Source organism: Roseibium sp. (genome assembly GCF_039982295.1).
In the GTDB taxonomy this organism is placed as follows: domain Bacteria; phylum Pseudomonadota; class Alphaproteobacteria; order Rhizobiales; family Stappiaceae; genus Roseibium.
Map to the genome: position 1 here is coordinate 221,463 of NZ_JBDWYP010000091.1, position 13,621 is coordinate 235,083.

Here is a 13,621-nt window from a genome sequence, read left to right on the forward strand (position 1 = left end):
GGTTGCGCCGGTCTTCGACTTTTATCCGCGAATGGATGGATGCCAGAACGTGACGGCCCGTTCGGCCAGCGCGATGAGGCCGTAGAACAGCGATCCCGCGAGCGCGGCGACTGCAATCTCCGCCCAGACCATATCCACATTCATACGGCCTACTTCGGTCGATATCCTGAAGCCCATTCCCACGATCGGTGTTCCGAAGAACTCGGCCACGATTGCGCCGATCAGTGCCAGTGTGGAATTGATCTTGAGGGCGTTGAAAATGAAGGGCATCGCCATCGGCAGGCGCAGCTTGAAGAGGGTTTGCCAATAGCTCGCGGCGTAGGTGCGCATGAGGTCGCGTTGCATGGCGTCGCTTGCTGCCAGTCCCGAGACGGTGTTCACCAGCATGGGGAAGAACGTCATGATGATGACGACCGCTGCCTTGGAGGGCCAGTCAAAGCCAAACCACATGACCATGATTGGGGCAACGCCGATAATTGGCAGCGCAGAGACGAGATTGCCGACCGGAAGCAACCCCCGCCGAAGGAAAGGAACACGATCGACCAGGATGGCAATGATGAAACCTGCACCACACCCCATGACGTAGCCGATCAAAACGGCTTTCATGAAGGTCTGCTGGAAGTCCGCCCAAAGAATCGGAACCGAAGTGGTGAGGCGAAGCCAGATCTCGGACGGTGCCGGCAGCAGGACTTTGGGAACGCCTGCACCGTTTACAATCAATTGCCACAAGACAAGAATTGTTGCGCCGAAAAGCGCAGGAATGGCCAAATCGATGAGGCGGCTCGCGAGAGGGGGCATGCCCTTCCAGTGCGCCAGCCGCTCAATAAAGAGCCAGGCAGCTGCCCAGGTCGCTGCGGTCAAAGCCCAGAACCCGATCGCGGCTTCGCCGACATGCCTGCCTGCGGTCTCGATCAAGAGCCACGCAGCGACCGCCGTCACAAGCCCAAGGACCAGATCGCCGATCTGGTTGCGCATGAAACCCAGCTCATAGCGTACGCCGAGGATGGCGAGGATCACCAGGCATATCGCGAGTCTTGGAATTTCCGTGATCGCGAGATCAGGCCTGAAGACCGGACTGAACAGCGCGACCGCAGCCATTGCGATGATGAACCAGGCAAGAAGAGCGGGTATGTCCAACCTGCGTTTTGTTGAGGCAGTCATGCTCATCGTGCCATCCCCATGCGTTTCAGGGCGTGTTTCTCCATGAGCCCTATGAGGGCGACCAGAGAGCCGGCCAGGAAGGCCGCCATCAGCAGTGCTGACCAGATTTGAACGGTCTGGCCATAGTACGACCCGGCAAGCAAACGTGCGCCCAAGCCAGCAACGGCGCCGGTGGGCAGTTCGCCGACGATTGCGCCAACGAGCGAGGCGGCGATGCCGATTTTCATGGACGTGAAGAGATAGGGAACGGCATAGGGAAAACGCAGCTTCCAGAACGTCTGCAGCCGAGAGGCGCTGTAGGTGTGCATCAGGTCAAGATGAATGATCTCGGGAGAACGCAGCCCCTTCACCATGCCGACGGTGACCGGGAAGAAAGATAGATAGGTCGATATCATCGCCTTCGGCAGAAGACCGGAAATTCCTACAGCATTCAGCACCACGATGATCATCGGGGCGATCGCAAGGATCGGGATGGTCTGTGAGGAGATCACCCAGGGCATGAGCGACTTGTCGAGCACTCGTGAATGAACGATGCCGATCGCGAGAAAGATGCCGAGCGTCGTTCCTATCAGGAAGCCGAGCAGGGTCGTGGAGAGGGTGATCCAGGTGTGATAGACGAGCGACCGCTTGGAGGTGACCTTCTTAAGCACCGTCGTCTTGTAGATTTCCTCCACTACCTGGTGCGGCGCGGGCAGGACAGGGCGCTCCTGGGCAAGCGTATCGGTCACAAGCTGGGTAAACGGCACATCCGTTTGGTTGGCACGCTCATAAATGCCTTGCTGGAACGGCGTGTTCAGCGCCACGGCAGCGATGTACCAGATGCCAATGATGGCCAGCAGGATCACCAAAACAGGCCCGGTGGTCCCTGCCATGAGGCCCGTGAACGGATTGGTGCTGCGGGGCGAGGCGAGGGCGGCGTCAGTCATCGTAGCTATGCCCCGCCTTCAGACCTTCACGGACGCGGTGTGCGATTTTCAGGAACTCGGGACTCTCGCGCATATCCAACGTGCGTTCGCGCGGCAGATCACTTTCGATCACATCGTAGATCCGACCCGGACGCGGACATAGCACCACGATCTTGGTGGAGAGATAGACAGCCTCCGGGATCGAGTGGGTGACAAAAACCACGGTCTTGTTGGTCTTGGCCCAAAGTTGATGGAGCTGATCATTGAGATGATCGCGCACGATTTCATCGAGCGCTCCAAATGGCTCGTCCATCAGGAGCAGATCCGGCTCGACAGATAGGGCGCGCGCGATTGAAGCGCGCTGCTGCATGCCACCGGAAAGCTGCCAGGGGAATTTCTTCTCAAAGCCGGCGAGATTGACCAGCTCCATGTTCTTGGCAATGCGCTCTCGTTGTTCGGCCTTGGGCAACCCCATGATTTCAAGCGGTAGCGCGATGTTTGCAGCAATGGTGCGCCAGGGATAAAGGGCCGCGGCCTGAAAGACGTAGCCATAGGCACGTTTCAACCGGGCTTCATGCGGCGTCAGACCATTGACCGTGATGGCGCCAGCGGTCGGTTGTTCCAGATCGGCGATCACGCGCAGCAAGGTGGTCTTGCCGCAGCCACTCGGGCCGATAAAGGACACGAAATCACCTTCATCGATCTGGAGATCAATGTCGGACAAGGCGTGTACCGGCCCATCATTGGTCTGGAACGTCAGCGACAGATTGTTAGCTGAGACTACAGGTGAAGTCATAGATTATCCGAAGTTTGAAGAGAGACATGATAACTTAAACCGCCCATTGCACCTGCAATCATTGCCGCGAGAACAAAGTGCCGATCCTTCGCCTCTGCGGTGCCCAGAATGGCTGCAAGCACCGAAATCGATAGTAACCCCAATCCGGCACCTGCCGATATTCGTTTGTGCCTGCCCTTGACTTCAATACCAGGGGCAACTCGGCTCGCAAATTCGAAGATCAGTAAAATAGACAGGAGCAACAGCGGATAAGCAGCGAATGCGGCTGTCCCGAACACAACAATGGAGAACAAGAAGTTTTCCAGGATGTCCGGTTTGGCGGGCGTTTCGAAGAAAGGTTTCAACGCAGTGGTTGAAATCAAGATGATGTAGGCGGTCAGCATGGACCATCCGGCACCAAGCCCAAGTGCGATTGAGCGGACGGACAGCCGTTCGAATAGTCTCGGTTTAGAAATTTCGAACGGCTGTTCGTCCGTCAAAGTCACACTCCGCTGGCCGGAATGCCGGTGCGTTCAACCTTGCGAGGGTTGGTGAGTTCCTTCCAGGTGCTGAGCGCCTTGCTGACAGCGGGGTAGGGCTCGCGCTTGACGAACTTGCCGTGGCCTTGTTCGGACTTCATCGCGCCATCTTCGACGGCGACCTTGCCGCGGGTCAGGGTGTAGCGCGGCAGGCCCTTGACGGTCTTGCCCTCAAACACGTTGTAGTCGATGGCCGACTGCTGGGTGCTGGCGGAAATGGTCTTGGACTTCTCCGGATCCCAGACAACCAGATCAGCATCCGCGCCGACAAGCACCGCGCCCTTCCTTGGATAGACATTCAGGATCTTGGCGATATTCGTCGAGGTGACGGCCACGAACTCGTTCATGGTCAGACGGCCCGTGTTGACGCCATAGGTCCAAAGCATTGGTAGACGGTCTTCAAGACCACCGGTTCCATTCGGGATCTTGGTGAAGTCACCAACGCCATAACGCTTCTGGTCTGTGGTGAAGGCGCAGTGGTCAGTTGCCACCACCTGCAAGGAACCGCTCGCCAAGCCAGCCCACAGGCTGTCCTGATGTTGCTTGTTACGGAAAGGAGGCGACATCACGCGACGCGCGGCATGATCCCAATCCTTGTCGAAATATTCGCTTTCATCCAGTGTCAGGTGCTGGATCAGCGGCTCGCCATAGACGCGCTTGCCAGCCTGGCGGGCACGGCGGATAGCTTCGTGGCTTTCCTCGCAGGACGTGTGCACCACGTAGAGCGGGACACCGGCCATGTCGGCGATCATGATGGCACGGTTGGTGGCTTCGCCTTCCACCTGCGGCGGGCGCGAGTATGCGTGAGCTTCCGGACCGTTGTTGCCGTCGGCCAGAAGCTGGGCAGAGAGGTCGGCAACAACGTCACCATTTTCAGCATGCACAAGTGGCATGGCGCCAAGGGCTGCGCAGCGCTTGAAGGACGCGTACATCTCGTCGTCCTGCACCATCAGGGCGCCTTTGTAGGCCATGAAGTGCTTGAAGGTGTTGATGCCCTTTTCCTTGACCACGGTCTCCATCTCGTTGAAGACCTGCTCACCCCACCAGGTGATCGCCATGTGGAAGGAATAGTCGCAATGGGCCATCGTGGACTTGTTGTCCCAGGCCTGAATGGCTTCCAGCAGCGACTGGTTTGGCGCCGGCAGGCAGAAGTCGACCAGCATGGTCGTGCCGCCGGCCAGAGCAGCACGTGTGCCGCTGTCGAAGTCGTCGGCAGAGAACGTGCCCATGAAGGGCATTTCCATGTGGGTGTGCGGATCGATGCCGCCTGGCATGATGTAGCAGCCGGTCGCATCCAGAGTTTCGTCGCCTGAAAGGTTCGGCCCGATCTCGACGATCTTGCCGCCATCCACCTTCACATCCGCCACATAGGTCAGATCTGCGGTCACAACTGTACCGCCCTTGATCACCTTCGATGCCATTGCTGTTCCCCTTGGTTTTCAACTTTGTGTTTCATGCTGGCCGTTGGACCTTTTTTGTCCGCGGGTATCGTGGCTCACCGGTCCCGGATCTCGGCTTCGTCTTGTCCGGGATGACGAGTGAAAGTTTATCTTCCAGCCCTTCGGTCGTCATCCCGGCCTTGAGCCGGGACCGGTGCGCCTGATGCCTATCGGTTCAAGTCAGGATAAAGATCCCTCCAATCCGGGTTCGGTTTCTCAATCAGTTCGAACTTCCATTGCCGCCGCCATCGCTTGATTTGTTTTTCTTTTACGATGGCATCTGTGATGTTCGTGAATTCTTGATACCAGACGAGCGTCCTGCGCCCATATGTCTCGTTAAACCCCTGAATCAGTCCTTCCCGGTGCTCGTATATCCGTCTTGCCAAATCGGTAGTTACGCCCGTGTAGAGCGTTTCATAAGGCTTTGAGGCCACTATGTAGACCCAGGCGGGCAAATCCCGTGCTTCCTTCTATCGCCGCGGCTCATCGATGCCGAGCTCCCATCGGTCGTCCGGAATGATGAAAGAGAGACTGCACGCAAAGCTCTCGTTCGTCATCCCGGGCGAAGACCCGGGATTGGTGAGCCCAAAGCCTATCGAGCGATCAACTCACTCAACAATTTCCGCCGTCTCGACGACCGCATGGAACAGTACGTCCGCGCCCGCGGTGGCCCATTCCTTCGAAATCTCTTCCGCTTCGTTGTGCGACAGGCCATCGACACAGGGGCACATGATCATGGCCGTCGGGGCAACCTTGTTGATCCAGCAGGCGTCGTGTCCGGCGCCAGAGATTATGTCCTGATGGGAATAGCCGAGACGCTCTGCAGCAGAGCGAATGGCCGTGACACAGCCCGCATCGAATGTGACCGGGTCGAAGTGACCCGCCTCCTCGATTTCAACGCTGAGACCCAACTCCTCGGCAATCTTCGGGGCCTTTGCCTCGAATTCGGCCTTCATACCATCAAGGGTCGCCTGATTGGGTGAGCGGAAGTCGACCGTGAACACGACCTTTCCCGGAATGACATTGCGTGAATTCGGATAGACATCGCAATGACCTATGGCGCCAACGGCCGCTGGCTGGTGTTTCATTGCAATCTCGTGAACAAGCTCGGTCATGCGGGCCATGCCGAGACCAGCGTTTCGGCGCATGGGCATGGGCGTCGAGCCCGTGTGGCTGTCGCGACCAGTGACAGTGACCTGAAGCCACCAGAGACCCTGGCCATGGGTGACGACACCGATGTCCTTGCCTTCTGCTTCAAGGATGGGACCCTGCTCGATGTGCAGTTCGAACATGGCGTGGATTTTGTCGGCGCGTGCGCCTACTTCTTCATCGCCGACCCAGCCGATGCGCTTCAGTTCATCACCGAAGGTTTTGCCTTCAGCATCTTCCTTGCCGTAGGCCCAATCCTGGGTGTGGATGCCGGCAAAAACGCCTGAGGCCAACATGGCCGGTGCAAAGCGTGTGCCTTCCTCGTTGCTCCAATTGGTGACAACGATAGGGTGCTTGGTCTTGATGCCGAGGTCGTTCATGGTACGCACGACCTCAAGGCCACCCAGCACGCCCAGAACGCCATCGTATTTGCCGCCTGTGGGCTGCGTATCCAGATGTGATCCCATATAGACGGGCAGAGCGTCCGGATCTGTGCCGGGACGGGTCATGAACATGTTGCCCATGGTGTCGACACCCATGGTCATGCCAGCATCCTCACACCACTTTTGGAACAGCTTGCGGCCTTCAGCATCGGCGTCGGTCAGCGTCTGGCGGTTGTTGCCACCTGCAACACCCGGGCCGATCTTGGCCATGTCCATCAGGCTATCCCAGAGCCGGTCACCGTTGATCCGAAGGTTCTCACCCGCAGCTGCCATTTTGTTATCTCCTACTTCAACTCTGTTTCGACAAACGACATCACTGCCGTTCCAACCAGCCCTTTTCATTCGGGCAGGGAGACAGGCGGAACAATGTGGGCCGCCTGTCTCCCTTGTTTCTCTTCAACTAGTCGATGGCGTTCAAGACAGACCGCAGCGTATCGAACAACTCGTCGATCTGGGCTTCGGAAATGATCAAAGGCGGCGACAGGGCGATGATGTCGCCCGTCGTGCGGATCAGAAGGTTGTCGTCATAAGCCTTCAGGAATGCAGAGAAGGCGCGCTTGGTCGGCTCGCCAGCAATCGGCTCAAGCTCGATCGCCCCGATCAGGCCGAGATTGCGGATATCGATGACGTTCGGGCAATCCTTGAGCGAGTGCAGGCCGTCTTCCCAATATTGCGCGAGGCTCGCGGCGCGGGTCAGAAGTCCTTCTTCCTCGTAGGTATCCAGTGTTGCGAGTGCTGCGGCACAGGCGACTGGGTGGCCGGAGTAGGTGTAGCCATGGAAGAGTTCGATCAGGTGGTCCGGGCCATCCATGAAGGCATCATAAATCTTCTTGGCGCAGAAGACTGCTCCCATCGGAATGACGCCGCTTGTGATGCCCTTTGCCGTGGTCACGAGATCCGGAACGACGTCGAAATAGTCGACTGCAAAGGGCGTGCCCAGGCGGCCAAACCCGGTGATGACCTCATCGAAAATGAGCAAGATGCCGTTCTGGTCACAGATTTCCCGCAGGCGCTTGAGATATCCGAGCGGCGGAATGAGAACGCCGGTTGATCCGGCAACCGGCTCAACGATCACGGCAGCAATCGTGGAGGCGTCGTGAAGCTGAACCAGGCGGATCAGCTCTTCCGCATATTCGGCACCATTCTTTGGCTCTCCCCGGGAAAACGCATTCCGGCTGAGGTCGTGTGTATGTGGCAGGTGATCGATGCCGTTCAGCATGTTGCCGAACTGCTTGCGGTTGGCAACGATACCGCCAACCGAGATACCGCCAAAGCCGGTTCCGTGGTAGCCGCGTTCGCGGCCGATGAAACGGGTGCGCGTTCCCTGGCCAATCGAGCGCTGGTAGCCAAGCGCGATCTTCAGTGCCGTATCGACACTTTCGGACCCTGAATTGGTGAAAAACACGTGGTCCAGCGGTGAGGGCATCATGGCAGCCAGACGGGCGGCCAGCTCAAAAGCCTTCGGATGACCCATCTGGAAGGCAGGCGCATAGTCCAATTCGGCGATTTGCTTCTGGACCGCTTCAACGATCTTCGGCCGACCGTGGCCAGCGTTGCAGCACCACAGACCTGCCGTTCCGTCGAGGACCTGACGGCCGTCGCTGGTGGTGTAATGCATGTCCTTTGCGCCGACGAACATACGCGGGTTCTGCTTGAACTGCCTGTTCGCCGTATAGGGCATCCAGAAGGCTTCGAGATTGTTGGTCGCGTTTGATGCCGAACTCGACATACGTCCTCCTTGCGGCGCCTTTTTCGGGAACGCCGACTCTGCTGGTTATTCCTGGCTCGGAGGGGAGGCGCCTTGGGGATGCCGGGCAGGGCGTTGTAAAGCGCGCCCGGCTGAAGGCGCCTGGACCACCGTCCGGGCTGTTCCCACTTTGACCCTTCCTGCAAGCTGCGTCAGCTCTTTTTGAAGGGTCGCTCTTGTTTCTCTGGATCGGCGCCCGTTTGCAGGCTACCGGGGCCTCGCGGCCCATTATGTTTGTCTCTCGGTTTTGGCATTCTTGCCGTTGGACGCCTTGGTTGCTACCCATGGGGAACGGTTTTGAAAACCTGACCGTTTGGTCAAGTGGACGTTATGAAGACTTGACCAAACGGTCAAGATGATAATTCAATCGGCATGATGAATTTCTAACCAGTGGATGCCAGTGTCCAAGACGACGACAAAAAGCGCAACCCGCGCCGAAAATGAGCGACTGATCCTGGAAGCGGCGGAAATTGCTTTCGCCGAATACGGTTTCAAAGGGGCGACCACCGGGATGATTGCGGATCGTGCCGGGCTGCCGAAGGCCAATCTTCACTACTATTTTCCGACAAAGCTGGCGCTCTATCGACAGGTCGTGGAAAACATCTTCCGGATCTGGCTTGAGGCAGCCAGCACGTTTGATGATTGTGACGAGCCGGAAGAGGCTCTGACGCGCTATATCAATGCCAAGATGGATATTTCGCGATCCCATCCCATGGGGTCCAAGGTCTGGGCCAATGAGATCCTACATAAGGCCCCGGTCATTCAGGACTATCTTGAAACGACACTCGGGGAGTGGACGGACACCCGAATCGCTGTGATTGAGCGCTGGATCGAGCAAGGAAAGATGGCGCCGATAGACCCGCGCGGCTTGCTTTACATGATCTGGGCAACCACGCAGCATTATGCGGACTTCAATCACCAGATTGATACGTTGAACGACGGCAAGCCGCTGAGCGAGCAGCAATTTGCCAAGGCCAAGCAGACCGTGGTTTCGATTATTCTGGCTGGCGTCGGCATCCGGCCGGCGCGACTTGTGATGGACGATGCGATTGGGGAAGGGGCATGACGGTCCGGACAGGACATCCGGCCAAGGGGCTCAGCCGAATCCAGGAGCGCAATCGATCGCGGATCATCGAAGGTGGGCTCGCCGAATTTTCCCGTTTTGGCTATTCGGGGACAACGATCGAAAAGATTGCGGTTTCGACCGGCATGTCGAAATCAAACCTCCTCTATTACTTTTCCTCAAAGGCAGCGATCTACGAAGCTGTTCTGGCCCACATTCTTGATGTCTGGCTCGCACCGCTGCGTGGACTGGATCCTGACAAGGACCCTGCAACGGAACTTGCGGCCTATATCCATCAAAAGATAAAGATGTCGGCGGAACGTCCTGAAGCATCAAGATTATTTGCCAACGAAGTACTGCAGGGCGCGCCACGCATCCAGCGTGTGATGGAGGAAGACCTCAAGTCTCTGGTCGAAGAGAAGTCCGAGGTCATCCGCCACTGGATCCGCCTTGGCAAACTCGAAGCAATCGACCCGGTGCAGCTGATTTTCACGATCTGGGCGATGACCCAGCACTATGCCGACTTTCAAACACAAATTCAGATCCTGACAGGCAAGACACTCGGTGATCCCGACTTTCGCAAGGACGCCGAAATGACGGTGACACGGCTTGTCCTGCGCGGCTGCGGTCTCGAGCTGAAAGACGGCGCTGACCAAGGAGACGCGGCATGAGCTCACTTGGCGAAGAGGCACAGGAGAACCCGGTCTTTGGAAAGATCGCGGTTTCGGGCAAGGTTCATATCCTTGCATCTGATCTTCATGAGGACTTTATTCGGGCCTCCGGGCCCGGCGGACAGAACGTCAACAAGGTATCGACAGCCGTTCAGCTGCGCTTCGATCTTCAAGGCAATGAGACACTACCGTCTGACATCAAGGCGCGTGCCTCGCGGCTGGCAGGCAGCCGACTGACACTTGGTGGTGAGATTGTTCTTCAGGCCGATCGTTTCCGAACCCGCGAGCGCAACCGAGAAGATGCGCTGGAGCGTTTGCTCGAGCTTCTTAGAAAGGCCTGCGAGCGCCCGAAAGTTCGACGCCCGACCAAGCCAACTCTTGGTTCAAAAAAGCGGAGACTTGAGACCAAGAAGAAACGAGGCTCGGTCAAGAAAATGCGCGGGAAGGGCGGATACGATGACTGAGACGCGGATGTGAGTGAGCATTCAGCGTAAGGCGCCCAGGCTGATTTACGAACTGCGCGTACGACAAGACTTTGACAGTCTGCTGGGAAACAACAAATTTGGTGAGGAAAATGCACGATTTAAAACTCTTTGTAGCCCCAGGAACTTGCGCCCGGGTGCCAACGATCGCGCTTGAAGAGATCGGCGTTCCGTTTGAAACAGAATTGGTTCGGCTCGCGGCGAAACAGCAGAAGACGCCCGAATTCCTGGCGAAAAATCCCAAGGGCAAGGTTCCCACCATTCTGATAGATGGGAAGCCCTTGACCGAGAATGTTGCTATTTTGACCTGGCTGCACCGCACCTATCCAGATGCAAAGCTCTTGCCTGAGACGACAGACGAGTTGGAAAGGGTCAAGCAAATAGCCGATGTGGCTTTCTTTTCAGCGACCGTGCATCCGATTGTCACGCGGATCGCAATGCCCATGTATTTTCTGGACGGTGAAGGCGCTTATGACCGTATTCGGCCAAAGGGTGCCGAAGCCATGGGGCCAGTCATGTCAATGGTCAACGAACGCCTTGAAAATGGTCCCTGGTGGTATGGAGAAAACTGGTCCGTCGTTGATGGCTATCTCTTTTGGGCCTGGTGGCGGATCACAGGTGTGGGCTATTCTGCAGACCAATTTCCGAATATTCGCGATCACGCCGCCCGATCTCTCGAACGTCCATCGGTCGCGCGCGCAATGCAACGTGAGGCCGACAATATTGAAGTTCTGAAATCCGAAGGCCTCTATCTCGCGCCAAAATAATCGTGCGCACCGGCCGCTCTTCGTTGGGTCATTTCTGAAACGCGCCAACGGCTATGGTTGATCCAGCAAGGACGCTGACAATGCACGAGATGCGCGACGCGCCGCCTTGCTGTTCCTCAATAGCACGGTAGCTTTCTGGCTGACGGATCCCGAGTTTCCCGTGAGGGGCCGTAGAACGCTGACGAGAACAGTATGATGCAACTGCTTCGTGATCGGCGCGAGTATGAATCGCATAATCTATATTATGGAACATTATTATGTCTGCTAGGATCCTAGAATTCCCGCTCCAGATCTTCTGACGATCCGTCGACAATCTGGCGGGCAATGTCGAAGTTAAAGCCGGCGCGGCAAAGCGCGGCCATGTCCTTGTCGCTATAGTCAGCGCGTGCGCCTCGCGTGCGCCACGGGCCAAGCCTGCGACGCCGTGCGAATATGACAGCCGCTTCAAGATCGCTCGTATCGCTTTGTTCAAGTGCCTGGGTCACAATCTCGGCGGAGACCCCCTTGGATCTCAGCCGGGCTTCGATCTGTCGCTTCGACCGGCCACGGCGTCGCTGACTGGCCACTTTGGTCTCGGCGAAGGTCACGTCATTGACCATCCCGATGCGCTGGCATTTCGCGACAACGGCATCGATCAGTTCACTGAACTCGCCAGGATCGCGCTCGTGAAAATGAGCGGCTCGCATCACCTTGCGTTCCAGAACCCGCTGAAGGTTTGCTGCGGATGAGCTGTAGCGATCGAGATAGTGGATAGCCGAGCGCGTCAGCCGCTCTTCAGTCGGGATCTTGTAGCGCCTGCCGTTCGCGCTGGTGCTCTTTTTGTTTTCCCGCTCTGCCATAAACCGACCCTGCAACTCGCTTCTTGAATGTTTCAAAGCGCGCGTGTCAGGACCATACCATCATAAGCTGGAACAACGGACTTCGGCAGTTTGGAAAGCAATTGCTCATAGTCCAGATCATTGTGAAGGTCGGTCAGGATTGTTTGCCGGGGTTTCAGTCTAGCGGCCCAGGCAAGCGCTTCATCCAGGTTGAAATGGCTCGGATGCGGATCGCTGCGAAGACAGTCGAGAATCCACACATCAAGGTCTTCAAAGCTGCCGCGAGCACCCTCCGGAATGTCGGAAACGTCCGGCAGATAGGCAATGTTTTCAAATCGAAAGCCCAGGGATTTGATGTCGCCGTGCTCGACTTCAACGGGCAGAAAATCGATGGGGCCGCCCTCTCCATCGATCGTCACCGTCTTCTGGTCGACAAGCGGAATGCGTTCCAGGATGGGCGGATAGGACGAGCCGGCAGGCGTGGAAAAGCAGTATCCGAAAGCACTCTGCGCACGCCTATTGGTTGCCTCGTCCATGTAGACGGGAACCCTGCGATGATGGCGGATGGCGAACATTCTAAGGTCGTCAATGCCATGCAAATGATCGGCGTGTGCGTGGGTGTAAAGCACTGCATCGACATTTTGGACATTATGCTCGAGCATCTGTTGACGCAGATCCGGCCCCGTGTCGATCAAGACGGTTGTCTTGCCGAAGCTTGATGTGCGTTCGACCAGCAATGAGCAGCGAAGGCGTCGGTTTTTCGCATTCAGTGGATCGCAAGCACCCCAGTCATTACAGATGCGAGGTACGCCGCCAGACGATCCGCAGCCTAGAATGGTGGCCGTCAGCGTATCGGTCATGCCTGTCCTTCACCCGTGTGGAACGACTTGGGCACTTTCGTGAAAAGGCGGAAGAAATTGTCTGTCGTTTGAGCCGCGATTTCATCCAGGGAAACACCACGCGTTTCGGCAAGAACCGCCGCGGTCATGGCCGTGTAAGCAGGCTCATTGCGTTTGCCACGGCGCGGCTGCGGAGCAAGGTAAGGCGCGTCGGTCTCCACCAGCAGACGGTCCGCTGGAAGGTCCCGGGCAATTGCGCGGATTTCTTCGGATCTCTTGAAGGTCAAGATGCCTGAAAAGGACACGTAAAGCCCCAGATCGACAGCTCTCATCGCAAGGTCTCGGCCTGAGGAAAAGCAGTGGAGAAGTGCGGGGAAAACCCCCTTCCCCATCTCCGCCTCAAGAATCGATGCCATGTCGTCATCCGCATCGCGCGAATGGATCACGAGCGGCAGCCCGGTTTGGCGCGCGGCTTCGATGTGAATGCGAAGCCCTTCCGCCTGCGCATCTCTTGGGGCCTTGTCGTAGAAATAGTCGAGCCCAGCTTCGCCAATCGCTACGACCTTGGGGTGCTGTGCCAGGTCGATGATCTCTGAAGCGGAAATACCGCGCTCTTCGCCTGCCTGGTGCGGATGCGTTCCGACCGAGCAAAAAACATTGCCATATTGCTCGGCAATAGCCTTGATCTGATCGAATTTGCGGATCCTTGTGCAGATAGTCACCATCAAATCGACGCCGACGTCCTTCGCGCGTGCGATCAAGTCGTCGCGCTCGCCGTCGAAGTCTGGAAAGTCGAGATGGCAATGGCTGTCTACAAGCATGG

The 13,621-nt window shown here is 57.2% G+C and carries 15 protein-coding genes; 4 read left to right on the forward strand and 11 right to left on the reverse strand.

The window, feature by feature from the left end:
• Positions 1 to 21 precede the first annotated feature (21 nt).
• From ABJZ52_RS20075 to ABJZ52_RS20110, 8 genes are all read right to left on the reverse strand, one after another.
• Complete coding sequence (locus ABJZ52_RS20075) at positions 22 to 1,167, reverse strand: ABC transporter permease (protein WP_348193100.1); 1,146 nt, start codon at positions 1,165 to 1,167, stop codon at positions 22 to 24.
• Positions 1,164 to 2,087 carry an ABC transporter permease gene (locus tag ABJZ52_RS20080; protein ID WP_348193103.1) on the reverse strand — a complete coding sequence of 308 codons (924 nt, stop codon included), beginning with the start codon at positions 2,085 to 2,087 and terminating at the stop codon, positions 1,164 to 1,166. Before ABJZ52_RS20080 ends, ABJZ52_RS20075 begins: the two co-directional genes overlap by 4 nt.
• Positions 2,080 to 2,862 (reverse strand): ABC transporter ATP-binding protein, encoded by a 783-nt coding sequence (locus tag ABJZ52_RS20085; RefSeq protein WP_348193105.1) that lies wholly within the window; start codon positions 2,860 to 2,862, stop codon positions 2,080 to 2,082. Before ABJZ52_RS20085 ends, ABJZ52_RS20080 begins: the two co-directional genes overlap by 8 nt.
• A complete protein-coding gene (locus tag ABJZ52_RS20090; RefSeq protein ID WP_348199942.1) occupies positions 2,859 to 3,245 on the reverse strand; it encodes a hypothetical protein in 387 nt (128 codons plus the stop codon). Before ABJZ52_RS20090 ends, ABJZ52_RS20085 begins: the two co-directional genes overlap by 4 nt.
• A 98-nt stretch (positions 3,246 to 3,343) precedes the next feature.
• Positions 3,344 to 4,801 (reverse strand): dihydropyrimidinase, encoded by a 1,458-nt coding sequence (hydA, locus tag ABJZ52_RS20095; RefSeq protein WP_348193111.1) that lies wholly within the window; start codon positions 4,799 to 4,801, stop codon positions 3,344 to 3,346.
• A gap of 185 nt (positions 4,802 to 4,986) precedes the next feature.
• Positions 4,987 to 5,274, reverse strand: coding sequence for a GIY-YIG nuclease family protein (locus tag ABJZ52_RS20100; RefSeq protein WP_348193113.1), 288 nt, complete (start codon positions 5,272 to 5,274; stop codon positions 4,987 to 4,989).
• A gap of 153 nt (positions 5,275 to 5,427) precedes the next feature.
• Entirely contained in the window at positions 5,428 to 6,684 is a 1,257-nt protein-coding gene (locus ABJZ52_RS20105; protein ID WP_348193116.1) for a Zn-dependent hydrolase, read from the reverse strand.
• Positions 6,685 to 6,811: 127 nt separating this feature from the next.
• Positions 6,812 to 8,140, reverse strand: coding sequence for an aspartate aminotransferase family protein (locus tag ABJZ52_RS20110; protein ID WP_348193119.1), 1,329 nt, complete (start codon positions 8,138 to 8,140; stop codon positions 6,812 to 6,814).
• A 418-nt stretch (positions 8,141 to 8,558) separates the two neighbouring features.
• On the opposite strand from ABJZ52_RS20110, the gene ABJZ52_RS20115 reads away from it, so the two are divergent.
• The 4 genes from ABJZ52_RS20115 to ABJZ52_RS20130 all read left to right on the forward strand — a co-directional run bounded on the left by ABJZ52_RS20115 (position 8,559) and on the right by ABJZ52_RS20130 (position 11,141).
• Positions 8,559 to 9,224, forward strand: coding sequence for a TetR/AcrR family transcriptional regulator (locus ABJZ52_RS20115; protein ID WP_348193121.1), 666 nt, complete (start codon positions 8,559 to 8,561; stop codon positions 9,222 to 9,224).
• On the forward strand, positions 9,221 to 9,892 hold the full coding sequence (locus tag ABJZ52_RS20120; RefSeq protein WP_348193124.1) for a TetR family transcriptional regulator C-terminal domain-containing protein: 672 nt from the start codon (positions 9,221 to 9,223) through the stop codon (positions 9,890 to 9,892). The genes ABJZ52_RS20115 and ABJZ52_RS20120 overlap by 4 nt, the downstream gene beginning before the upstream one ends.
• Positions 9,889 to 10,356: an alternative ribosome rescue aminoacyl-tRNA hydrolase ArfB gene (arfB, locus tag ABJZ52_RS20125; RefSeq protein WP_348193127.1), complete on the forward strand. Its 468-nt coding sequence runs from the start codon at positions 9,889 to 9,891 to the stop codon at positions 10,354 to 10,356. The genes ABJZ52_RS20120 and arfB overlap by 4 nt, the downstream gene beginning before the upstream one ends.
• Positions 10,357 to 10,466: 110 nt before the next feature.
• Positions 10,467 to 11,141, forward strand: a complete 675-nt coding sequence (locus ABJZ52_RS20130) for a glutathione S-transferase family protein (protein WP_348193129.1) — start codon at positions 10,467 to 10,469, stop codon at positions 11,139 to 11,141.
• A gap of 272 nt (positions 11,142 to 11,413) precedes the next feature.
• On the opposite strand, the gene ABJZ52_RS20135 is transcribed toward ABJZ52_RS20130, so the two are convergent.
• The 3 genes from ABJZ52_RS20135 to ABJZ52_RS20145 are packed head-to-tail and all read right to left on the reverse strand — an operon-like array spanning position 11,414 to position 13,619.
• Positions 11,414 to 11,980, reverse strand: coding sequence for a regulatory protein RecX (locus ABJZ52_RS20135; RefSeq protein WP_348193132.1), 567 nt, complete (start codon positions 11,978 to 11,980; stop codon positions 11,414 to 11,416).
• 32 nt (positions 11,981 to 12,012) lie between these two features.
• Positions 12,013 to 12,819 carry an MBL fold metallo-hydrolase gene (locus tag ABJZ52_RS20140; RefSeq protein ID WP_348193135.1) on the reverse strand — a complete coding sequence of 269 codons (807 nt, stop codon included), beginning with the start codon at positions 12,817 to 12,819 and terminating at the stop codon, positions 12,013 to 12,015.
• Entirely contained in the window at positions 12,816 to 13,619 is an 804-nt protein-coding gene (locus tag ABJZ52_RS20145; protein ID WP_348193137.1) for a TatD family hydrolase, read from the reverse strand. Before ABJZ52_RS20145 ends, ABJZ52_RS20140 begins: the two co-directional genes overlap by 4 nt.
• Positions 13,620 to 13,621: the final 2 nt, after the last annotated feature.

Excerpts from the sequence above, each read along its gene's own strand:
- ABJZ52_RS20145 (WP_348193137.1), bottom strand. The coding sequence starts at position 13,619 with ATGCTTGTAGACAGCCATTGCCATCTCGACTTTCCAGACTTCGACGGC.
- ABJZ52_RS20110 (WP_348193119.1), bottom strand. The coding sequence starts at position 8,140 with ATGTCGAGTTCGGCATCAAACGCGACCAACAATCTCGAAGCCTTCTGG.
- ABJZ52_RS20120 (WP_348193124.1), top strand. The coding sequence starts at position 9,221 with ATGACGGTCCGGACAGGACATCCGGCCAAGGGGCTCAGCCGAATCCAG.
- arfB (WP_348193127.1), top strand. The coding sequence starts at position 9,889 with ATGAGCTCACTTGGCGAAGAGGCACAGGAGAACCCGGTCTTTGGAAAG.
- ABJZ52_RS20090 (WP_348199942.1), bottom strand. The coding sequence starts at position 3,245 with ATGCTGACCGCCTACATCATCTTGATTTCAACCACTGCGTTGAAACCT.
- ABJZ52_RS20105 (WP_348193116.1), bottom strand. The coding sequence starts at position 6,684 with ATGGCAGCTGCGGGTGAGAACCTTCGGATCAACGGTGACCGGCTCTGG.
- ABJZ52_RS20085 (WP_348193105.1), bottom strand. The coding sequence starts at position 2,862 with ATGACTTCACCTGTAGTCTCAGCTAACAATCTGTCGCTGACGTTCCAG.
- ABJZ52_RS20130 (WP_348193129.1), top strand. The coding sequence starts at position 10,467 with ATGCACGATTTAAAACTCTTTGTAGCCCCAGGAACTTGCGCCCGGGTG.
- ABJZ52_RS20135 (WP_348193132.1), bottom strand. The coding sequence starts at position 11,980 with ATGGCAGAGCGGGAAAACAAAAAGAGCACCAGCGCGAACGGCAGGCGC.
- ABJZ52_RS20140 (WP_348193135.1), bottom strand. The coding sequence starts at position 12,819 with ATGACCGATACGCTGACGGCCACCATTCTAGGCTGCGGATCGTCTGGC.
- hydA (WP_348193111.1), bottom strand. The coding sequence starts at position 4,801 with ATGGCATCGAAGGTGATCAAGGGCGGTACAGTTGTGACCGCAGATCTG.
- ABJZ52_RS20075 (WP_348193100.1), bottom strand. The coding sequence starts at position 1,167 with ATGAGCATGACTGCCTCAACAAAACGCAGGTTGGACATACCCGCTCTT.
- ABJZ52_RS20080 (WP_348193103.1), bottom strand. The coding sequence starts at position 2,087 with ATGACTGACGCCGCCCTCGCCTCGCCCCGCAGCACCAATCCGTTCACG.